General features: G+C 62.8%; 16 protein-coding genes and 2 riboswitches. Of the genes, 6 read left to right on the top strand and 10 right to left on the bottom strand.

Annotated features, from left to right (window positions below; all coding sequences use genetic code 11):
* Positions 1–62: 62 nt before the first annotated feature.
* From C2L65_RS21835 to C2L65_RS45605, 8 genes are all read right to left on the bottom strand, one after another.
* Positions 63–1,091, bottom strand: a complete 1,029-nt coding sequence (locus C2L65_RS21835; protein ID WP_167450350.1) for an OmpA family protein — start codon at positions 1,089–1,091, stop codon at positions 63–65.
* Complete coding sequence (locus C2L65_RS21830) at positions 1,021–6,312, bottom strand: beta strand repeat-containing protein (RefSeq protein WP_052426895.1); 5,292 nt, start codon at positions 6,310–6,312, stop codon at positions 1,021–1,023. Before C2L65_RS21830 ends, C2L65_RS21835 begins: the two co-directional genes overlap by 71 nt.
* Before the next feature lie 463 nt (positions 6,313–6,775).
* Positions 6,776–7,417, bottom strand: a complete 642-nt coding sequence (locus C2L65_RS21825; protein WP_081921043.1) for a vWA domain-containing protein — start codon at positions 7,415–7,417, stop codon at positions 6,776–6,778.
* A gap of 29 nt (positions 7,418–7,446) precedes the next feature.
* Positions 7,447–8,484, bottom strand: coding sequence for a magnesium chelatase ATPase subunit I (locus C2L65_RS21820; protein ID WP_042309235.1), 1,038 nt, complete (start codon positions 8,482–8,484; stop codon positions 7,447–7,449).
* Entirely contained in the window at positions 8,481–12,278 is a 3,798-nt protein-coding gene (cobN, locus tag C2L65_RS21815; RefSeq protein WP_042309233.1) for a cobaltochelatase subunit CobN, read from the bottom strand. The genes C2L65_RS21820 and cobN overlap by 4 nt, the downstream gene beginning before the upstream one ends.
* A gap of 9 nt (positions 12,279–12,287) precedes the next feature.
* Entirely contained in the window at positions 12,288–13,385 is a 1,098-nt protein-coding gene (gene cobW, locus C2L65_RS21810) for a cobalamin biosynthesis protein CobW (RefSeq protein WP_042309323.1), read from the bottom strand.
* Positions 13,386–13,580: 195 nt separating this feature from the next.
* Positions 13,581–13,849, bottom strand: a riboswitch (cobalamin riboswitch).
* 133 nt (positions 13,850–13,982) lie between these two features.
* Positions 13,983–14,564, bottom strand: coding sequence for a hypothetical protein (locus C2L65_RS21805; protein ID WP_042309232.1), 582 nt, complete (start codon positions 14,562–14,564; stop codon positions 13,983–13,985).
* Between the two features lie 20 nt (positions 14,565–14,584).
* Positions 14,585–14,800 (bottom strand): hypothetical protein, encoded by a 216-nt coding sequence (locus C2L65_RS45605; RefSeq protein WP_156132314.1) that lies wholly within the window; start codon positions 14,798–14,800, stop codon positions 14,585–14,587.
* A gap of 53 nt (positions 14,801–14,853) precedes the next feature.
* A riboswitch (cobalamin riboswitch) is annotated at positions 14,854–15,126 on the top strand.
* A 147-nt stretch (positions 15,127–15,273) separates the two neighbouring features.
* Here C2L65_RS45605 and cobA point away from each other — a divergent pair.
* The 5 genes from cobA to bluB are packed head-to-tail and all read left to right on the top strand — an operon-like array spanning position 15,274 to position 19,013.
* Entirely contained in the window at positions 15,274–16,011 is a 738-nt protein-coding gene (gene cobA / locus C2L65_RS21800; RefSeq protein ID WP_042309228.1) for a uroporphyrinogen-III C-methyltransferase, read from the top strand.
* Complete coding sequence (locus tag C2L65_RS21795; protein ID WP_042309227.1) at positions 16,008–16,427, top strand: cobalamin biosynthesis protein; 420 nt, start codon at positions 16,008–16,010, stop codon at positions 16,425–16,427. The genes cobA and C2L65_RS21795 overlap by 4 nt, the downstream gene beginning before the upstream one ends.
* Positions 16,424–17,026 carry a cob(I)yrinic acid a,c-diamide adenosyltransferase gene (gene cobO / locus C2L65_RS21790; RefSeq protein WP_042309225.1) on the top strand — a complete coding sequence of 201 codons (603 nt, stop codon included), beginning with the start codon at positions 16,424–16,426 and terminating at the stop codon, positions 17,024–17,026. The genes C2L65_RS21795 and cobO overlap by 4 nt, the downstream gene beginning before the upstream one ends.
* A gap of 3 nt (positions 17,027–17,029) precedes the next feature.
* Positions 17,030–18,334 (top strand): cobyrinic acid a,c-diamide synthase CobB, encoded by a 1,305-nt coding sequence (locus C2L65_RS21785; protein ID WP_042309223.1) that lies wholly within the window; start codon positions 17,030–17,032, stop codon positions 18,332–18,334.
* A complete protein-coding gene (bluB, locus tag C2L65_RS21780; RefSeq protein WP_042309221.1) occupies positions 18,318–19,013 on the top strand; it encodes a 5,6-dimethylbenzimidazole synthase in 696 nt (231 codons plus the stop codon). Before C2L65_RS21785 ends, bluB begins: the two co-directional genes overlap by 17 nt.
* 42 nt (positions 19,014–19,055) lie before the next feature.
* Here bluB and C2L65_RS21775 read toward each other — a convergent pair whose 3' ends face one another.
* Complete coding sequence (locus C2L65_RS21775) at positions 19,056–19,742, bottom strand: response regulator transcription factor (protein WP_042309219.1); 687 nt, start codon at positions 19,740–19,742, stop codon at positions 19,056–19,058.
* 74 nt (positions 19,743–19,816) lie between these two features.
* On the opposite strand from C2L65_RS21775, the gene C2L65_RS45600 reads away from it, so the two are divergent.
* Positions 19,817–20,131, top strand: coding sequence for a hypothetical protein (locus C2L65_RS45600; protein ID WP_156132313.1), 315 nt, complete (start codon positions 19,817–19,819; stop codon positions 20,129–20,131).
* 454 nt (positions 20,132–20,585) lie between these two features.
* Here C2L65_RS45600 and C2L65_RS21770 read toward each other — a convergent pair whose 3' ends face one another.
* On the bottom strand, positions 20,586–21,380 hold the full coding sequence (locus C2L65_RS21770) for a DeoR/GlpR family DNA-binding transcription regulator (protein WP_042309217.1): 795 nt from the start codon (positions 21,378–21,380) through the stop codon (positions 20,586–20,588).
* Positions 21,381–21,387: the final 7 nt, after the last annotated feature.

Raw genomic sequence — 21,387 nt, 5'->3', positions numbered from 1 at the left:
TTGCGTGACCGGGCCGTTTGGCTTGTGGGCCGCCTCGACGTCGGCGGCCCGTGTGAGCGCTGTTACTGCGCGGGTGGTTTTTGCAGCGATTGCGGCATCTGCCACTGTTGTCGCTGCGGCGGCTGTTGCAGCTGCTGCAACTGGAGCTGTTGCGCTTGCGGCTGTACCTGCGGCTGTACTTGCGGCTGCGCTTGTTCCTGCTTCATCTGCTGCGGCCGTGGTGACTGCGGCGCGGCGGGCGCAGCCGGCATTGCAGAAACAGACTGCCCGCTCACGCGAATCTCGACGCGGCGGTTCGGCGCCAGACACGCGATCACAGCAGCAGACTTCCGTCCCGGGCAGGTCGCGATCGGTGCAGTCGATCCCGCCCCGCGCACGTCGAAGCGCGCGGGGTTCAGCCCGCGTTCCTGCAGCGCGTCCGCTACAGCCTGCGCACGGCGCCGCGACAGGTCGCGGTTGTGCGCGACCGAGCCGAAGCGGTCCGTGTAGCCGATCACCGTGACGACATCGATCGATTGCGCGCGCTTCAGATCCGTTGCGAGCGCGTCGATCGCGGTGATGCCATCCGCCTTGAGCTTGGCGCTGTCGAAATCGAACAGCGCGTCGGCGGACAACGAGATCGGCGTGGCGGATTCGACGACAGGCGGCGGTGGCGGTGGAGGCGCACAGTGATCGAGCTCCTGATTCACCTGCACGCTCAGCTTCTGCGCGCGCTCGATCGCTTCCCAACCGTGTACCCAGCGCGTGCCGTGCGTTTCGTCCTGCTCCTTCCAGACTTCGTCGGTGAGGGCAAGCAAGCGGCCCGCCGACTCGCCCTTGCACGTCGATGCCGACACCCGCGCGTTGGTTGCTTCGATAGCGCGAATTGCCTGCACCCACTTGTCGCGTGTGGGCCAGTTCTTCGCCGTGTATAGCGGCTCCCACGGCACGCTCTGGTCGATCAGGTAGCGCGCATTGCCCAATGCCCGTTGCGCGGCATTGTTATAAACGCGCGAAACGAGCACGTGGCTGTCCTGACGCTCAGCGATTTCGAGGAAGCCTTCCGCCACACCGCGACGGTAGGGATCTGCGATCTTCTGCGCGGCAGGCATGAGCGCCTCGGCCTGGCTCTTGATGCTGGCCGCGAACGCAGGTGCTGCCAGCGCAGCGGCGAGCGTCGCAGCCAGCGTCAAGCGCGCGGTTCTGGACCAGATTGTTCAGGTTGGTAACGTTATTCGAAACGTTATTGACCTTCGAATCTTCAGCCATCAACTGGCTCACGTTCACCGCGTCCGTTGCCGCATAGCCTGCCGCCACGTTCGTGATACGACGCTCCTTGCCCGGTGCTCCCACCGACACTTCGCCGAATGCCGTTGCGCCCGACAGCGTCGCGCCGCCCGGTGCAAAACCAGCCGAGCCCAGCGTCGTCGAGTTCGCCAACGAGTTCGAGCCGAGCGCCACCGAGTTCGCTGTCGATGCCGTCGCCGCGCCGCCGATCGCCACGCTGTCCTTGCCCGATGCCGACGAGTCGCTCAGCGTCGAATTGGCGTGGAAATACTTGATGCCGCCGCCGTTGTAGACGTTGTTGCTGAAGTTCTGGACCAGATTGTTCAGGTTGGTAACGTTGTTCGAAACGTTATTGACCTTCGAATCTTCAGCCATCAACTGGCTCACGTTCACCGCGTCCGTGCCCGCATACCCTGCTGCAACATTCGTGATGCGGCGTTCCTTGCCTTGTGCGCCCACCGACACTTCACCGAAGGCCGTTGCGCCCGACAGCGTTGCGCCGCCCGGTGCGAAGCCTGCCGAGCCCAGCGTCGTGGAGTTCGCCAGCGAGTTCGCGCCCAGCGCCACCGAGTTCACCGTCGATGCCGTTGCCGCGCCGCCGATCGCCACCGAGTCCGTGCCCGAGGCCGTCGAGTCTGCCAGCGTCGAGTTGGCGTGGAAATACTTGATGCCGTCGCCCTTACCACCGCTAATGTTCGACAGACGGTCGTCGAGGTTCGTGATCGCACCAGCCACGTTGTTATACGTGACGTTGCCCGCGACGTACGTCGGCGCACTCATGTTGCCCGTCGTCGGGTCGTAGGTCGAGCCACCGCCCAGCGCCGCTGCCGTCGCCGTGCCTTCGGCGTTGACCTTCGCGTTTTCAGCCATCAACTGGCTCACGTTCACCGCGTCCGTTGCCGCCGAGCCGGCTGCTACGTTGGTGATGCGGCGATTGAAGCTTCCATTGCCCACCGACACTTCGCCCGATGCCGTCGTGCCCGACAGCGTGCTGTTGCCCGGGTTGTATGCCGTTGCCGAGAGGTTGGCCGTCGTCCTCGCGTTCGAACCCAGCGCAACCGATTCCGCTGCCGTCGCACTCGCGTTGTAGCCAACCGCGATCGCGTCGGTGCCTGCTGCCGTCGCTTGCGGGCCCACGGCGATTGCATTGATACCCGACGCCGTCGAGTCGTTCAGCGTCGAGTTTGCGTGGAAGTACTTCATCGACACATTGGTGCCGATATTGTTGACGACGTTGGACAGGTTGCTGAGGTTGTTGCTGACGTTGTTGACCTTTGCGTCTTCCGCCATCAACTGGCTAACGTTCACTGCATCGGTTGCGTTGTAGCCCGCCGCGACGTTGGTGATGCGACGTTCCTTGCCCGATGTGCCAACCGACAGTTCACCGAAGGCCGTTCCAGCCGTCAGCGCTGCGTTGTCCGGTGCGAAACCCTTCACGCCCAGCGAGCCCGAGCTTGCGACGGAACCCGAACCCAGTGCGATCGAGTTCGACGTCGACGCAATAGCGCCGCCACCGATCGCAACCGATTCCGAGCCGGATGCAGACGAGTCTGCCAGCGCCGAATTCGCGTGGAAGTACTTGATGCCAGCGCCGTTCACGACATTGTTGAAGTTCTGCGTGAGGTTCGTGAGATTGTTGCCGACGTTCGACACTGCGCCATCGAGCTTCGAGATCGCCGTGCCGACGTCGGTTGCCGTCGTGCCTTGCACGGTGTATGTCGGCTTCTTGATCGAGCCGTCGGCGTTCACCGTTGCGCCAGCGCCGAGGGCGGCCGTCACGCCAGAAAGCTGCGAGACATTGACTGCGTCGGTATTCTGCGTACCGGCTGCGACATTGATGATCTGCCGTTGGCCACCGGACTTGGCGTTGCCCACCGACAGAACGTTGGCGCGGCCACCGTCAGCACTGGCATTACCGAGCGTGATACTGTTCGAGCCAGTGGCAACGATGTCCTTGCCAATGCCCATCGTATTGACGCCACCGACCTTGACGTTGTTGCCGATCGCAATCGCATTGTCGGTGTTGGCCTCCGAGCCATTGTTGCCGATCACAATCGCGTTGTCGCCAGCGGACGACACCATCGAACCCATCACTACTGCGTTCACGCCTTGAACTGCGATGTTCTGGCCAATACCGACTGCCGCAACCGAGCCAACCCGAACGGTGCCACCGACAGACACAGCCTGGTCCGACAACGCCTGCGAATTGAGGCCGATCGCCAGCGCGTCCGAGCCCGAAGCAGCAATCTGGCCAGCCTTATCCGTAACACCCGATACGATCAACTGGTCCGGTGGCAGGCTTGAAGTTACACCGAGCAAGGGCGAAGAACCCAACAATTGCGATGAATGCACGCCCGACTTCAGCAGTGCCGACTGCGCTTGCGTCGAACTCAGGTTCAAGTTGGTAATGGCGGCCTGAATGTCGGCGCTCACCTGGCCAACTGTAGCCGCGTCTGTATCATTGATACCGTCTGCGACGTTCACGATGCGGCGCTGGTTGAACGCGTTGCCCACCGAGAATGTATTAGCCCCGGTGGCCATAGAACCAAAACCAATTGCGACAGAGTTCGAACCACTGGCTATAGCAGAGCGTCCAATCGCAACTGCACCACTCTGGCTTGCAATAGCGCCGCCGCCGAGAGCGACTGAATCATTGGCCGTTGCTTGAGCAGTCGTCGTCGATGTATAACCGATTGAGATCTTGTCCGTGGTTTTCGTAATGTTGGCGACCGCGTCACCAACATTCGAATATGTAAGACCGCCAACGACATAACCAGGCGCCTGGACCGTACCGTCTGCAGTAATTGTCGCACCACCGCCAAGTGCGTTCGTCATGCTCTTGACCTGTGCGATGGTAGCCGGATCACTATCGGTCGTCGCGCCCAGGAGAGCCGACGATTTCAGATTCGGCGATTGCACCTTGTTCAGATTTGCGATTTGCGTCTCAAGGTCCGAGCCCATCTGGTTCATCTGACCCAGCGTGGCTGCGTCCGTATCATTAACACCGTCAGCCACGTTGACGATGCGACGCGTTGATGTTCCGCTACCAACTGCAAAGGTGTTGGCAAAGCTGGTTGCCGAGCCGTAACCGATTGCCACAGAGTTTTGTGCCAGCGCACGTGCGCCCGCACCTATCGCCAAAGAACCCGACGAATTCGCGAAGGCATTACCGCCAATCGCCACGGAATCGCTTCCTGCTGCCTGCGCTGCATCCGCCGTACTCGGCCCAAACTTGATGTACTTCAGACTCTGAACAATATTCCCCGTGGCACTCGAAATATTCCCGAGCGCGTCCCCCACGTTCGAATACGTATTGCCATAAACGTTATACGTCGGCTGCGCAATCGAGCCGTCTGCCTTCACCGACGCACCGCCGCCCAAAGCCTGCGTAACACCCGACAGCTGCGACACATTAACGGCATCGGTGGCCTGCTGGCCCGCCGCCACGTTCACGATCTGCCGCTGCGCCGTAGCCGAACCCACCGACACCGTATTCGCGCGGTCCGCCACCGAGTTCGCGCCAAGCGCCACCGCGTTGTTTGCGCTCGCCATCGCCGCCGGACCCGCAGCGACACTGTTGACTCCTGTCACAGTCGAATCCGCCAGCGTCGAATTCGCATGGAAGTACTTCAGACTGGCGCTCGTCGGGATGTTGTTGACGACGTTCGACAGGTTGCTCAGGTTGTTGTTGACGAGATTCACTCGTGCGTCTTCGGCCATCAACTGGCTGACGTTGACGGCATCCGTCACAGCATAGCCTGCCGCCACGTTTGTGATGCGGCGCTCCTTGCCCGCTGCGCCCACTGACATTTCGCCGAAGGCGGTTGCGGCCGACACAGTTGCGCCGCCTGGCGCAAAACCGGCCGAGCCCAGCGTCGACGAATTCGCCACCGAGTATGAGCCCAGCGCCACCGCATTCGAGGTCAATGCAGTCGCCCCACCGCCTAAAGCCAGCGAGGTTGCACCCGACGCGGTCGCCTTCCCGCCGATGGCGGTTGAATAGTCGGTCAGCGCCACAGCGCCCCCACCTGTCGCGACCGAATTGTTGCCTGATGACGTAGCGTAATTCCCCACTGCCACCGCGCCGACGCCACTTGCCGAAGCCTTCAGACCAAGCGCTGCGCCTTGCTGATACGCATAGGATTGGTTGCCGACTGCGACGCCGGAATTTTCTCCGACTGCAGTCGCGTTATATCCGATAGCCACATCGTAGGTGCTTCCAGCAGTCGCGCCCGGGCCGATCGCGACAGATTGCCCGCCCGCTGCAACCGAGTCTGCATCCGTCGAGTTCGCGTGGAAGTACTTGGTGCTGTTGCTGCCAACCTTATTGTTCAGGTCGGCGATCGCGCCGCTGACATTGTTATATGTGTTGTTGCCGACCGTGTACGTCGGGCTGGTAACCGCACCCGTCGACGCATTGATCGCCGCCCCGCCACCCAACGCGTTCGTCACGCCCTGGAGCTGCGACACGTTCACGGCATCCGTGCCGTTGATACCAGCCGCCATGTTAGTGATGCGGCGCGTCAGCGTGCCTAGCAACGACTGGTTCATCGGCGTCGCGTCAACGCCCGTCGGATCGGTACCCGCTACATTCACGTTATACAACGGATTGTTGCCGACGCGCCCCACGGACACAGTGTTTGGATCGGTTGCCACGGAACCCGCGCCAAGGGCCACGCTGTTTTGTGCTGCACCCGTTACGACGCCGTTTGCGCCCAACGCAGTTCCGTAAAGCGAATTGACCTGGCCCGCGAAACCCATAATCGTCGCGAAGCTGATGTTGGTCGGAACATAGCCATAGGAACCGTAGACCGTTTCGCCCAGATTGTGCAGCGAATTGTATGCCCCGGCATCCGTGAAGCAACCCGCCACATTCGACCAGGTGCCGCTGCCTGCGTTGGTTGGCGTGCAGAAATTGTTCGCAATCGACGAGGCCCACGCAGGCGTAGCAGCAGCTACGCCGATCAGGGAAGTGACCGCACTGATAATCAGTGTCGACCGAGTAGATTTTTTCGTCCGACCTTTCGCATTTTCCTGCACTGCCACCCAGGTGTTCGTAGACGCGTTCCAAACTGATCGATATGACCTATTCATCGTTATCCTAAATTATCAATGTGTGGTTAATCGAGAAGCAGCTAGCACATAGTTAGTGCCAGGCACGACCCCCGCACTGGACGATCGCCGTCCATTGGTCGCACAGACGGCACGGTATAAGAACGCCCGGATTCCTCAGAATCGGATAATTCCTAATCAGTTCAGAAGCATCTCAATTTCGAATCATCATGACGACGGTGACAGACAATCCCTACATCGTCATCACCATCCAACAATCGAATCGGACCGGTTCGCACAGCGACAAATGTGTTATGGACGTTCAGCTTGCGCACTATCTCGCGTCACATAGCAATACACATAGGAAAACGAACTAAATATTATGTCAAAGATCCGTAAGACGATGCGTCCGCCAAAGCTAAGATAAGATAGGAATTATCTTCAGTTGCCGGGAAAATCAACCGATTAATTGCTGGGGCGTCAGATGCAAGCCGTCCCACGCCTTCGCGATCTGTACACAACGCCCGATCTGCACACGTTCGACTTGCTCGAAATCGACGAACACGACATGATCCGCTGATGCGGGCCGCGAAGGAGAACCGCTGCTGCGGCCGTCGGAAAGAATCCACAGCCAGCGCTGCTGCGCAGGCTTGAGGCGCGCCGCCCGTTCGAGCAACGCAGACGCCGTTTCGATACCCAGCACGAAAGGCGTGCCGCCACCGCCGCCAACAGGCGCGAGCCACCGCTCACTCCACCAGCGCGGCACGGCAGGGCCGAAGCGCACATCCGCCCCGACGCCACCAAAACACACCAGCGCAACCTCCGAGCGCGTCGCGCGCGCCTGATCGAACAGCGCGACGAGCAGCCCTTTGGCGAGCGCCAACTGATGTCCTGCCAGCATCGAATGGGAGCAATCGAGCACGAAGCAATGCAGCACGCCGCCGCGTGCTTCTTCATGGACGAAACGCAGATGTTCGCTGTGCAATCGCGCATTGCGCTTTGCCGCGAGCGTGCGCGGCCACGTGATGCGTCGCGCGCCAGGCGAACTGCCTGGCGTTGCACCGCCCGCGCCTTGCCGCCATCGAAAACCGCTGCGCATCGCGCGCGCGGCCGCGCTCTTTCGATGGCTTAGCGTTTTTTTGCGTTGAGTGGGATGACGCCCTTCACGCGCGTCAAGCCTGCAGGTTCTGAGGGAAGATAACCGTAGTCGGCTTCTGCGGAAGCAGTCGCGCCATCAGTTGAAGCATGCTGCGCAGAAGAAGACGGTGCGGACGAACCGTCCTGCTGTTGCGAGGCGGGCTCATCCTGCCGACGCCGATGCAGCAGCACCGATTCAGCCACACTGTCGACATGCGCGACCGTCACTGCATCGCCCTGTTCGAACGCGGCCAGCGCACGCGCCGCGCGCAGCATCACGAGATCGGCGCGCATACCATCGACGCCAGCCGCAATGCACAGCGTGCTGACATGCGCGAGCACGGCATCGTCGAACGAAAAGCGCGCCAAAGCCGCACGCGCATCGCGAAGCCTCGCGGCGTGTGCGTCCTGCTGCGCCTCGTATCCCATGCGAAAGCCACGAGGATCGAGATCGAATGCAAGCCTTGCCTTGACGATCGCCTGACGTATCTGCGGTTCGTAGCAGTTTTCCAGTTCGACCATCAACCCAAACCGATCCGTCAGTTGCGGCCGCAACTCGCCCTCTTCCGGGTTCATCGTGCCGATCAGCACGAAGCTCGCATCGTGCGTGTGTGAAACGCTGTCGCGCTCGACCGTATTGACGCCGCTCGCCGCCGCATCGAGCAGCGCATCGACGAGTCCATCGGGCAACAGGTTCACTTCGTCGACATACAGCACGCCGCGATGCGCCTTCGCCAGCAATCCCGGCGAAAAGCGCACCGATGCATCGCGCAACGCCGATTCGATATCGAGCGTGCCGATCAAACGATCTTCGCTCGCGCCGAGCGGCAACGTCACGAACTGGCCTTCGGGCAACAACTCGGCCAACGCGCGCGCCGCCGTCGATTTCGCCGTCCCACGCGGCCCGCTGACCAGCACGCCGCCAATGCCGGGATCGACAGCGGCCAGCAGCAGCGCCTGTTGAAGCGCCGCCTGGCCGATCAACGCAGAAAACGGAAAGGCCGCGCGCCGCGCGCTGGCTTCGCTCATGATCGTGATCCTTCGATGTGCTCTTCGCTGTCCAGCAGATGCTGTTCGACCTGCGCGCGATACTCGCCCGGTTGTTGCCATAGTCCACGCTGCATCGCTTCGAGCAGCCGCTCGCAAACGCCATGCAGCGCATGCGGATTGTGCTTGCGCATGAACTCGCGCGTATCGGCGTCGTTCAGATACGCATCGGCGACAAGCGCGTATTGATGATCGGCGACCACACGCGCGGTCGCGTCGTAGCCGTACAGATAATCGACAGTCGCCGCGATTTCCGCCGCGCCTTTGTATCCATGACGCTTCACGCCATCCAGCCACTTCGGATTCACCACGCGCGAACGGATCACGCGCGCGATCTCTTCATGCAGCGTGCGAACGCGCGGTGTGTCCGGGTTGCTGTGATCGGCGTGATACACATGCGGCTGGCTGCCCGCGAGATGCCGCACGGCCGCCGTCATGCCACCTTGAAACTGGTAGTAATCGTTCGAATCGAGCACGTCGTGCTCGCGGTTGTCCTGGTTCTGCAACACCACATCCATCGCGGCGAGCCGCGTGCCGAATGCGTGCCGAGCTTCTTCTCCGGCGCTCTTCTGCGTGTACGCATAGCCGCCCCACGACAGATACGCGTCCGCGAGATCGGCATCGGTTTGCCATTGCTGCGAGTCGATCATCTGCTGCAAACCTGCGCCATAGGCACCCGGACGCGCGCTGAACACCCGAAAGCCCGCACGCCTGCGCGCTTCGTCGGGAGCGACGCCGCGCGCGATCCACGCATCGCGCTCACGCAGCACGCGCGCGCGGATGGGATTCACGTCTTCGGGCTCGTCGAGTTCGGCAACGGCCTGCACGGCCGCGTCGAACAGATGCATCACGTTCGCAAACGCATCGCGGAAGAAACCCGACACACGCAACGTGACGTCAATCCGCGGACGATCGAACGCCGCAATCGGCATGATTTCAAAGTCCGTCACGCGATGACTGCCCGGCGCCCACTTCGGCCGCACGCCGAGCAAGGCAAGCGCCTGCGCAATATCGTCGCCGCCCGTGCGCATCGTCGCCGTGCCCCACACGGAGAGGCCAATCGCGCGCGGATAGTCGCCGTGCTCCTGCAAGTGCCGCTCGATCAGCGTCTGCGCGGACTTGAGTCCCAGCGACCACGCCGCTTGCGTCGGAATGGCGCGGGTATCGACGGAATAGAAGTTGCGGCCCGTGGGCAGCACGTCGGGACGTCCGCGCGACGGCGAACCGCTCGGGCCGGGCGGCACGAAGCGCCCTTCGAGTCCGCGCTTCAGGTGCATCAGTTCGTGCGGTCCGCATGCGTCGAGACGCGGCAGGATATCGTCGCGCAATCGTTCGAGCACACGCGCTGCTTGCGGCAGGTCATCTATGGTTGAGAACGCGCGTGGCGACATCCCGCACATATCATCGAGCAAGGACGCCGCGAGCAGTTCGAGCCTTTCGCGCGTATCGCCGTTATGACGCCACGGCGCGTCGCTGACGTGTTGCAACAGAGCAGGACGCGGGCCGTTCCACTCGGCCGACCAATCCGCCGACAACGGATCGAATAGATGATCCACACCGAGATCGCGCGCCAGCGCATCGATAATGCCCGCCTTTGCGCCGCGTCCATCGCCTACTGGAAAGCGCCCAAGCGCGAGCAACGTGTCGCGCCGTTGTATGCCGTCAGGCGATTGCCCGAACGTATGCAAGCCGTCACGGATCTGCGCTTCCTTCAGCTCGCACAGCCATGCATCGACGCTCGTCAGTAACGAGTCTTCCGCCTCGCTATCAACAGGTGCTTCGAGACTCAGCTCTTCATGCAGCCGATGCTTGACGATCGTATCGAGAATAGTCCGGCGCAACAGCTTCGCGCGGCGCGGATCGACCATCAACGCGTCGTAGTATTCATCGACCTGGCGTTCGAGGTCTTGCAAAGGCCCGTAGTTTTCCGCGCGCGTGAGCGGCGGCATCAGATGATCGATGATCACGGCTTGTGCGCGCCGCTTTGCCTGACTGCCCTCGCCCGGATCATTGACGATGAACGGGTACAGATGCGGCAACGGCCCGAGTATCGCATCGGGCCAGCAGGCATCGCTCAGCGCGACGCTCTTGCCCGGCAGCCACTCCAGATTGCCGTGCTTGCCGACATGCACGACGGCATCGATATTGAACTGATGACGCAGCCAGAAATAGAACGCGAGATACGCATGCGGCGGAACGAGTTCGGCGTCGTGATAGCTCGCGTAATCGTTCTGTTCGCGCGAACGCGGCGGCTGAATACCGATGAACACATACCCGCATCGCCAGCCCGCGATCATGAAGCGCCCGCGCCGCAAAGTAGGATCTTGTTCGGGCGGGCCCCACTTCGCATTCAAAGCGTCGCGCATCGACTGCGGCAGACGCGCGAAGTGCGTCATGTAATCGCTCAACGCAAGGCTTTGCAAAGCGGGCCGCAGATCACGAACGACGGGATCGTTGGTCACGCCTTGCGTCAAAACATCCATCAGCGCATCGCCGTTCGAGGGCACGTCGTCGATACGATAGCCCTCGCCACGCAGCATCGTCAGAATGTTCACCACGGACGCCGGCGTATCGAGTCCCACGCCGTTGCCGATGCGCCCTTCGCTCATCGGATAGTTCGCGAGGATCAGCGCGAGCTTCTTGTCCGCATTCTCTTTGATCCGCAACCTGCACCAGCGCTCGCTCAATTCCGCGACAAACGCAACGCGTTCGTGATCCGGCTGATAGCGGACCACGTCCACTTCGGTGTGCGGGCAGCGATACGCAAGCCCCTTGAAACTGATCGCGCGCGTGATGATGCGGCCATCCACTTCGGGCAGCGCGACGTGCATCGCGATGTCGCGCGAATTGAGACCGTGATTGTCGTTCACCCAGTCTTCGCGATTGCCGCCGCTCAGGATCACCTGCATCACGGGCGCGTCGCCCGCCAGCGCGAGCGGCTCGGGATCGTCGATGGCGGAAGCCGCGAATGCCGTCGTGTTCAGCACGAGCGCAATGCGATGCTGCGCGGCGAGTTGCTGCACGACATCGCGGCTGATCGCGTCTTTCAACGATGTGATCGCGACGGGCAACGGATTCATCCCGCGCGCCTCGAGCGCATCGATCAGCGCATCGAATACGGCCGTGTTGGCCGCCTGCAAATGCGCCTTGTAGAACAGAATCGCGACCACGGGCGCATCGGGCTTCCAGCGCGCCTGCCAGTCGTCGATGGTCGCCAGGTCGCGCGCGGGGTGATACAGCGCAGCGGCCGGCAACGGACTCGGCGGCGCCGGCTCCTTGCCCCAACCGAAGCCGCGCCACGCAATGCAGCGCATGAACGATTCGGCATTGTGCGCGCCGCCCTCGCGCAGATAGCGCCACAACTGATGGCACAGGTCCGCGTCAGCCGTGCTGCGCGCGAGCAGGTTCGGGTCTTCCTGCAAGTCGCCGGAAAACATCGCGAGCGTCTGCTGCTTACGCTGCGCCAGCGCCACGACCCGTTCGATCCCATACGGCCAGTACGCCTCGCCGCCCAGATGATCGACGACGACCACGCGCGCATGCTGCAATACATCGTCCAGGTAGAAATCCACCGAAGCCGGCTGCCGCAGATACGTGACATTCGCGAGCCGCACGCTCGGAAAACCGTCGCCCAGACGCGGCACGACGCTCGCGAGCAGCGACAGCGTCGTGTCAGCGGAACTGAGGATCACGATATCGGCGGGCTTCTGGTCGATACGGATCACGCCCTTCGTATCGTCGACGAAACCACCGGGGACGGTGCGCAGCAGATGCATCGCGGTGCCTTAGACCTGTTGTTCCTGAGCGCTCAGCGCTTCGTCGAGCGCGCGTTGCAGCACAGGCTGATCGAGGTCTTCGCCGATCAGCACGAAGCGGCTCAGCGACGACGCATCGAGTTCGCCCGCCTGCCAGCGCCGGTCGAAATAGCTGTCGAAGCGCCGGCCCACGCCCTGAATCACCAGACGCATCGGCGCGCCCTGCAGCGCGGCAAAGCCCTTCACGCGATAGATCGTGTGCCCTTCGACGACCCGCTGCAACGCCGCGATCATCGCCTCGCGCGACGGCGCGCGCGCCGACACGACCACGGAGTCGAACTCATCGTGATGATGATCGGCATGTTCGGGATCATCCGCGGAGCCGTGATGGTCGTGACGCAGATGAATCGTTTCTTCCGAAGCGGATTCAAGCCCGAGCAGCGCGTGCAGATCGAGCTGCCCCATGTGCGCGCGCACCACCTTGACCTGCGGCGGAATCTCTTCGCGAATGACGGCTTCGACGCTCGCCTGCTGCGCTTCGTCGAGCAGATCGGTCTTGTTGAGGATCACGAGATCGGCGGCCGACAACTGGTCTTCGAACAGCTCATGCAGGGGCGATTCGTGGTCGAGATTCGGATCGGCCTTGCGCAACTGATCGACGGCAGCGGGGTCTTCGGCGAACTGACCGCTCGCGACAGCCGGGCCGTCGACCACCGTCACGACGGCATCGACGGTGAAGCTGTTCTTGATCGACGGCCAGTTGAACGCCTGCACCAGCGGCTTCGGCAGCGCGAGGCCCGACGTTTCGATCAGCACGTGATCGATCTGGCCGCGCCGCTCCACAAGCTGCTCCATCACGGGGAAGAACTCTTCCTGCACGGTGCAGCACAGGCAGCCGTTGGCAAGCTCGTAGAGCTGGCCTTCCGTCTCATTGCCGTTTTCATCGCACCCGATGCCGCAGCCCTTGAGAATCTCGCCGTCGATGCCAAGCTCGCCGAACTCGTTGACGATCACCGCGATGCGCAAGCCGCCCGCGTGCTGAAGAATGTGACGCATCAACGTCGTTTTGCCGCTGCCGAGAAAACCCGTGACGATCGTCACCGGAATCTTGCGCATCTGTGTCTGCATGGTGGCTCCGTAGCTCGAAATGCGTTCGAGTGACCTCGAAATCGCGCGCCGTCCGAACGGCAAGCGATGCAAGGTCATAAATGATGCACGGGGACGAAAACGGCGCCGCATGGGCTTCGCGGCCCGATCGAACCGGGCGCGAAACCGCGCTGCGACGCATGAGGAATCGTGAACGCAATGCCGCATCCCCGCAGCATGGCGTCGTTTTCTCGGGCCGGTATCCGGGCTGATGAAAGCGCCGCCTCTCCTTCCCGCGCGAGCGTTTTCGCGCAGTGGATTGTCTGCATGGGCCGCTATTGGACGCACATGCAGCGAGGCCGGCTCTGCATCGTCTGCGCGATGCCTTCACCTACCGTTGCGGGGAGCAGCATAGTTTGACAGGCGCCTGTGCGCACAGCCTGCTATTTCCCGTTTAACTGCGCGCGCAGAGCGCGCGCGCGAGCACCAGAGTGCGGCGAGTTTAGGCCCGCCGGCAGGTAGCGTCAAGGAGAGACGGCGGCATGAGTCGTGCCTCATGCCGCCGTTCGATTGCGTGGGGTTCGCTAAAGGGGAAGTCCACCGGCTGCCGCCCTGCGACATCCGGTGGACATGCGCAACTCAGTGCGCAGCGCCTTGCGGCGTGACTTCGATAGCCGTCGCTGAGACGAAAACCGCGTGGATCGTGTCGCCGACGTGCAGGTCCTTCAGGTCGAAATCCGGCGTGACCCTGATGATCTGCGTCTCGTAGACACCGCGCAGCGTGAGCAGGCGTTTGGCGGGATCGATCTTCTGCACGGTGGACAGCGTTTCGACCTGATGCACCGAATCCCTGCCGTCCGGGCCTTTCAGGGTCACCTGAGCATCGACGCGCTCACGGATGCCCTTGCCGGCGGGGTCCACCTTCTCGGCCTGGACGAGCAATGCGTTCTTATACAGCACATCGACCTTCTCGCCCACGCGCAGCTTGTCGAACCCGGCCATTTTTCCATCCACTTGCATCGTGACCTCGATGCCGTCTTCGCCCTTCAGCGTGACCGTGCGAGCACCGGCGTCGAGCGCGATGATGCGCGCCTTCAGATGGATGGGCGGCGCAGCTTCCACGAGCGTATCCGCAGCCTTCGCGAGCGAGTCCGCTGCCTGCACCGAGGTCGCCGCCAGCGCGGCTGCCAGCATGACCGACGCGATCGTTGCCAATTTCATTTTAATGTTCTCCCTAAAGGTTAATCTGCCTGTTCATGGGCAGACGCAGTCGAAAAGGCGGCGACCCACACCACCAACCCGAATTGAGGTGAAATTTTGTTAGTTATCCGATATTTAACACCGGAAAAAACTGACGTCTCACGTCCGGCCACTATAAATGACCACCCTTGGGCTTTACCACCAATACCGCTTGAAAACAGTTTTTGAATTTGTCGAAACACGGCAAGAATCGCCATCGGGCGGGCGCATCGGAAAACCCCGCGCCGCCCGCCCGCGGGTGCCGGTGTGCTATCGTATTGGCGCATCTGGTGCCCCGCCGGCTCGACGGCTGGCGGGGTTAAACGGGAAACAGGGAAGCGTCTTCACATCGCGCTCGCAACACGAGCGAGCCACGCGAAACATGAAGCCGCCTGGCCTGTGCTGTCCCCGCAACGGTCACGCGGCGAGCGGAATGAAGGATGTTCCGCGCAGTGCGTTCAAGGCCACTGCCTGCAACCCGCAGGTGGGAAGGCGAACGCGATGAGCCGTCAGCCCGGATACCGGCCAGGTGCAAGGGGGCGAGAACCTGATCGCCATTCGCTGGAACCGCGGGAAACGGATACCAGCGCCCACGCGCGGCACCGGCTCGAGCAGCCGTCGCGCGTCACACGCAACATCGCATGACCTGTCACACACAAGCGCCCGCCCGTGCAGCGGCGCTCTCCTTGCCATGAGCCGCGCCTGGCTGATCGGCGCCGGCCCCGGCGACGTCGAACTGCTGACGCTCAAAGCCGCGCGCACGCTCGCGCTGGCCGACGTCGTACTGGTCGACGATCTCGTCAATCCCGAGGTCCTGCAATTCGCGCGCGACGACGCGCAGATCGTCCATGTCGGCAAACGCGGCGGGCAGCAATCCACACCGCAACCCGAAATCGTCGCGATGATGCTCGATCATCTGCGCGCGGGCCGCAGCGTCGCGCGGCTCAAAGGCGGCGACCCGTTCGTGTTCGGCCGCGGCGGCGAAGAGCAACAGGCACTGCAGGCCGCGGGCATTCACGTCGAAATCATCAGCGGAATCACGGCGGGCATCGCCGCACCCGCTGCGATCGGCATTCCCGTCACACATCGCGATCATGCTCAGGGCGTCATCTTCGTCACCGGCCACGGCGCGGGCGAGCACGAAGCGGACTGGCGCGCGCTCGCCGCCACGCACATGACGCTCGTCATCTACATGGGCATGCGGCGGCTCAACGACATCGTCGACGCGCTGCTGCGCGCCGACATGCCGCCCGACACACCTTGCGCCGCGATCGAATCGGCCACGCGCCCCGAGCAGCGCCATGTCCGCGCGACGTTGAGCGAGTTCGTGCAACGCGTTGCGCAAGCGCAGCTCGGTTCGCCGTCGATCGTCGTGATCGGCGGCGTCGCGTCGCTGGCTGCGCCCGTCGATGCGATGCTCAAGCCATGACGGCGCTGATCGCGGGCATCGGTTGCCGGCGCGGCGTATCGGCTGAACAGATCGAAGCCGCCGTGCGCAACGCGCTTGGTGCCGCGCTGCCGTTTTCGGCGCTGATCGCGGTTGCCTCGATCGATACGAAAGCCAATGAGCCTGGGCTCGTCGCATTCTGCGCACGGCACGCGCTGCCGCTGCGAACCTTCACGCGCGACACGATCGCCGCGCTCGACACACCGATCGACGCATCACCGCACGTGCGCGCGCATCTCGGCATCGACGGCGTTTGCGAGCCTTGCGCGCTACTTGCCGCACAAGGCGGCGAACTGCTCGTGCGCAAACACGCGCGTGACGGCGTTACCGTCGCCATCGCGTGCGCTGCCGCACACCCTCATTCCACCGACACAACCAGAATCAAGGAACATCGATGAAGACCGATCCCGAATCGCATGCACGCATGACGCAGCGCCGCCGCGAAGGCCACGAAAAGAAGCAGGCGCAGGCCACCATCGAAAAGGGGCTGCTGATCGTCAACACGGGCACGGGCAAGGGCAAGTCGACGGCGGCGTTCGGCATGGCCGTGCGCGTGCTGGGCCACGGCATGAAGCTCGGCGTCGTGCAGTTCATCAAGGGCGCGCTGCATACGTCCGAGCGCGATTTTCTGGGCGCGCAGGCGAATTGCGATTTCGTCACGATGGGCGACGGCTACACCTGGAACACGCAGGACCGCGAGGCCGACATGGCGACGGCGCGCAAGGGCTGGAACGAGGCACGCCGCATGATCGAAAGCGGCGAATACCAGATGGTGATTCTCGACGAGTTGAATACCGTGCTGAAGTACGAATATCTTCCGCTCGAAGAAGTGCTCGAAGTCGTGAACGCGCGGCCTGAGATGCTGCACGTCGTCATCACGGGCCGCCACGCGCCCGACGCGCTGATCGACGCCGCCGATCTCGTCACCGAGATGCGCATCGTCAAGCATCCGTACCGCGAGCAGCATGTGAAAGCGCAACGCGGCGTGGAGTTCTGAACGATGCCCGCGTGCCCCGCTCTCTTCATCAGCGCGCCGGCGTCGGGCCAGGGCAAGACGACGGTCACGGCCGCGCTTGCGCGGCATCATCGGCGGATGGGGCGTGAGGTGCGCGTGTTCAAGACGGGCCCGGATTTTCTGGACCCGATGATTCTCGCGCGCGCGAGCGGCGCGCCCGTTTTGTCGCTCGACCTGTGGATGGTCGGCGAACGCGCGTGCCGTGCGTTGCTCGCGCAGGCCGCGCGCGAAGCGGATCTGATTCTGATCGAAGGCGTGATGGGTCTGTTCGACGGCACGCCGAGCAGCGCCGACCTCGCCGCGAAGTTCAACGTGCCCGTTGCCGCCGTGATTTCTGCGAAAGCGATGGCGCAGACCTTCGGCGCGATCGCCTTCGGCCTTGCGCGCTTTCGCGACGACGTGCCGTTTCATGGCGTGTTCGCGAATCGCGTGGGCTCGGCGCGTCACGCGCAGATGCTCGAAGAAGCGTTGCCGCCCGATCTGCGCATGCTCGGCCATCTGTCGAGCACCGATGCGATCGAATTGCCCGATCGTCATCTCGGTCTACTGCAAGCCGCGGAAATCGACGACCTCGATGCGCGCCTGGATCGCGCGGCGGATGCGCTCGCGTCGACTGCGCTCGCGCAGTTGCCGCCTGCCGTCCCGTTCGAAGACGATGCCGACACAGCGCCCTTGCCGCGCCTGCTCGACGGCATGCACATCGCGATTGCACGCGACGCTGCGTTCTCGTTCATCTATCCGGCGAACGTGCAACTGCTCGAAGCGCTCGGCGCGCGTCTCACGTATTTCTCGCCGCTCGCGGATGAAGCCGTTCCCGACGATGCAAACGCGCTCTATCTGCCCGGCGGCTATCCCGAGCTGCACGCAAGCACGCTTGCGGCCAACGCGCGCGCTGCGGCATCGATCCGCGCGCATGCGACAGCCGGCAAAACCATCGTCGCGGAATGCGGCGGCATGCTTTACCTGCTCGACAGCGTCACCGACACCCAATGCATCACCACGCCGATGCTTGGCATGCTGCCAGGCAGCGCGGCCATGCAGACGCGCTTCACGGCGCTCGGCATGCAGCAGCTGGACGACGGCGCGCACGGCATGCTGACGGGCCACACGTTCCACTATTCGCGCGTGAGCACGCCGCTCGCCCCGGTCGGCCACGCGACGCGCGCCCAGTCCGACGCACCCGGCGAAGCGGTCTATCGCCGGGGTTCGATCGTCGCCACTTATATGCACGGCTACTGGCCGTCCAATCCAGCCTTCGCGGCTGCCCTCTTCCATGGCCGAGCCTTTTGACGACGCCGAGCGCGCCGCCGTTTACCGCGCGATCTACGAACGGCGCGACATGCGCCACTTCGTGCCCGCGCCCGTCGATCCCGCCGTGCTCGCGCGCCTCATCGACGCCGCGCATCACGCGCCGAGCGTCGGCTATATGCAGCCGTGGCGGATCGGGCGCATCACCGATCCCGCGCTGCGCGCGCAACTTCATGCCGCCGTCGACCGCGAACGGCTGCTGACGGCAGACGCGTTAGGCAAGCGGCGCGACGAGTTCATGAAGCTCAAGGTGGAAGGCATGCTCGAGTGCGGCGAGCTGCTGGTGATGGCGCTGATGGACGGCCGCGAGAAACACGTCTTCGGACGGCGCACGCTGCCGGAGATGGACCTCGCGTCGGTTGCGTGCGCGATCCAGAACATGTGGCTCGCCGCGCGCGCGGAAGGTCTCGGCATGGGCTGGGTGTCGCTATTCGATGCCGACGAAGTGCGCGCGATGCTCGGCATGCCGCCGGGCGCGCGGCCCGTCGCGCTGCTGTGCCTCGGGCATGTGGAGCGGTTCTACGCCGAGCCGATGCTCGAATCGGAAGGCTGGGCGACGCGCAAACCGCTGAGCGCGTGCGTGTTCGAAAACACGTGGCCCGACGAATTGTCCGCCTGCAAGGAAGGGCAGCCGGAAGGCGGCGCAAGCCAGACGGTCTAACACGCCATCAAAGCCGTTTTAAACGGCAGTTTCGAGGCCCTCTCAGGCCTCGCCCTTCTCGATCCGTTCCAGCCGGTAGCCGTAGCCGTAAATCGGCATCAGGCGATAACCGTTTTCAGGCCGAAGACCGAGCTTCGAGCGCAGCATCGACACGTGCGTGTCCATCGTGCGCGACGGAATGGCGGCGGCCTGCTTCCAGATCGCATCGAGGATATGCGAGCGCGACAGCGGCCGGCTCAGATGCTTGAACAGCAGCAGCGCGAGTTCGAACTCCTTGTGCGTCAGCGTGACGGCATTGCCGCGCACATGCACGCGCTTCGCGCCCGGCTCGAACTCATATTCGCCGAACACTTCCTTCTCGGCCATGGGCTCGCGATGAAACGCGCCGCGCAACAGCATGCCGACACGCGCCAGCAGCGCCGCTGCGCTCACCGGCTTGACGAGATGATCGTCAGCGTCGATGTCGCGATGCGCGGCATCGCTCGCGCGGGTCATGAACAGCACGGGCAAACGCTCCGTGAGATTCTGACGGATCCAGCGCAGTACCTCGTCACCCGACAACCCTGGCGTATGGCGATCCAGCACGAGCAGATCGAATGGCTGGCTGCGCAACTGTCCGACGAGTGCCCGGCCGTCATCGAATGCATGACAGGTGTGTCCCGCCGCCGACAAGGTCCTGCACACAAAGTCGGCTTGCGCCTGAGTCTCCTCCAGAACTGCAATTCTCATAAAACCCCGCAACGCTAATTCGTTGTTTCAGTCCGACCGGGTAATCGTCGATGAAGGGATGACGACTCGCGAATATGAAATTTCAAATCCACATACGCTTTGTTCTTCAAGCCCTACACCGAATTCCGGCAAATTGGTTCAGATTGCCAGACAACGCCTCGATAGCCCGATATTGCTTTAATGCCTGCGCGCCTCATTGCGACAATGGAACAGCCACAATTAAACAGGCGCACAATCCACTTCTTTTGACCGCGCAGTACAAGCGGAATTTTTTCTTGCGTTTTGCTGCCCGCATCGCCCGCCGGACGGTACTGCGCGCCACGCTGCAAGAGCATGACGCCACGCGCCTGCGGGACGTGCCCGGCACTTCTTTTTGCGGCTGGAAATGACTGGCGTACGACTGAAAGCTGATCGACAGATCACGTTGCCGATACACGGGGCGCTACAACACAAACACCCGTTTTGTGTGTCCTATTCCACACATTGGAATAAAAGTTCGTGCCAGTATTCGTGCGATTTAACAATTCGAGCGTCGCCGCTGACGCATTCGATTTAAATCGGGGTGAAGATTATTAGAACGAATTGAATCAGTCAATTAATCTTGCCATTTTTATGTGGCAACGCAGTCATTTCGTTAAATCGGACCGATGATACCGATAACGGACTTATCGGTGCCATATGCGCTATACGCCGTCAAAGGCACTGCACTCAATTCGGTTAGCGGCTCTTGCCGCACTGCACTTTAGGGTTGCGAGCAACTTCGCGAAGGCCACACTTCAGACGATACGGCCTGGCATCGCCCTTCGCCATCCATGGCGGGCGACGCAAGTCTTCAACGCGCGATTAGACGACTTCCTCATTTGTATCGTCCGTAGCGGGCGACGCGCAGATCACGTCGACACCGGCGGCCGCCAGCACCTTGGACAGTCCCGCTGCCGGCGCCGCATCCGTGACCAGGATGTCGAGGCCATCCGCGCCCAACACATGAACCAGCGCGCTATGGCCGAACTTCGTGTGATCGGCGGCGACGATGCGGCACTCGGCTTGCGAGAACGCCGCGCGCGCGAGCGCGGCGTCGGCGGGCTGGGCGTCCATGAAGCGCCCTTTCGCGTCGATGGCCGTCACCGACACGATCGCGTGGCGCACATGGAATTGCCGGAAGAACGCGAGCGCGCTTTCGCCGACGGCAGACGCATCGTCCGCGCGCAGCTCGCCGCCCGCCATCAGCACGCGGTTCTCGTTGCGCGGCGCGAGCAGCCGTGCGACCTCGGCCGAATTGGTCACGACCGTGAGACGCGCGTGCGACTCGAGCGCCTGCGCGATGTGGACGCAAGTCGTGCCGCCGTCGAGCATCAACGACTCGCCGTCGCGGATCAGTTGCGCGACGCGCGCTGCGATCGCGCGCTTGGCGTCACGTTGTTCCACCATGCGACGCCTGAACGGCGGTTCGTCCAGTTGCGCAGGCAGCATGATGCCGCCATGCACCTTGACGAGCAGTCCCTCGGCCACGAGCGGCTTCAGATCGCGCCGGATCGTTTCGTCGGATACCGCGAAGGTGTTGGCCAGATCAGTGATCGTGCAGGTCTGCTGCGCGCGGACGAGCCGCAGGATCTCGTTCTGTCGGTGAGTGGCGAACATCGTTGGC

It is taken from the genome of Paraburkholderia terrae, assembly GCF_002902925.1.
Classification (GTDB): domain Bacteria; phylum Pseudomonadota; class Gammaproteobacteria; order Burkholderiales; family Burkholderiaceae; genus Paraburkholderia; species Paraburkholderia terrae.
The sequence above is the reverse complement of the archived record's forward strand: the minus strand, read 5'-3'. Positions and strand labels throughout refer to the sequence as shown.

Coding starts and splice junctions, on each gene's coding strand:
- C2L65_RS21835 (WP_167450350.1), bottom strand. CDS start 1,091: ATGCCTGCCGCGCAGAAGATCGCAGATCCCTACCGTCGCGGTGTGGCG.
- C2L65_RS21825 (WP_081921043.1), bottom strand. CDS start 7,417: ATGCGCAGCGGTTTTCGATGGCGGCAAGGCGCGGGCGGTGCAACGCCA.
- C2L65_RS21820 (WP_042309235.1), bottom strand. CDS start 8,484: ATGAGCGAAGCCAGCGCGCGGCGCGCGGCCTTTCCGTTTTCTGCGTTG.
- cobN (WP_042309233.1), bottom strand. CDS start 12,278: ATGCATCTGCTGCGCACCGTCCCCGGTGGTTTCGTCGACGATACGAAG.
- cobW (WP_042309323.1), bottom strand. CDS start 13,385: ATGCAGACACAGATGCGCAAGATTCCGGTGACGATCGTCACGGGTTTT.
- C2L65_RS21805 (WP_042309232.1), bottom strand. CDS start 14,564: ATGAAATTGGCAACGATCGCGTCGGTCATGCTGGCAGCCGCGCTGGCG.
- C2L65_RS45605 (WP_156132314.1), bottom strand. CDS start 14,800: ATGGCGATTCTTGCCGTGTTTCGACAAATTCAAAAACTGTTTTCAAGC.
- cobA (WP_042309228.1), top strand. CDS start 15,274: ATGAGCCGCGCCTGGCTGATCGGCGCCGGCCCCGGCGACGTCGAACTG.
- C2L65_RS21795 (WP_042309227.1), top strand. CDS start 16,008: ATGACGGCGCTGATCGCGGGCATCGGTTGCCGGCGCGGCGTATCGGCT.
- cobO (WP_042309225.1), top strand. CDS start 16,424: ATGAAGACCGATCCCGAATCGCATGCACGCATGACGCAGCGCCGCCGC.
- C2L65_RS21785 (WP_042309223.1), top strand. CDS start 17,030: ATGCCCGCGTGCCCCGCTCTCTTCATCAGCGCGCCGGCGTCGGGCCAG.
- bluB (WP_042309221.1), top strand. CDS start 18,318: ATGGCCGAGCCTTTTGACGACGCCGAGCGCGCCGCCGTTTACCGCGCG.
- C2L65_RS21775 (WP_042309219.1), bottom strand. CDS start 19,742: ATGAGAATTGCAGTTCTGGAGGAGACTCAGGCGCAAGCCGACTTTGTG.
- C2L65_RS45600 (WP_156132313.1), top strand. CDS start 19,817: ATGAAATTTCAAATCCACATACGCTTTGTTCTTCAAGCCCTACACCGA.
- C2L65_RS21770 (WP_042309217.1), bottom strand. CDS start 21,380: ATGTTCGCCACTCACCGACAGAACGAGATCCTGCGGCTCGTCCGCGCG.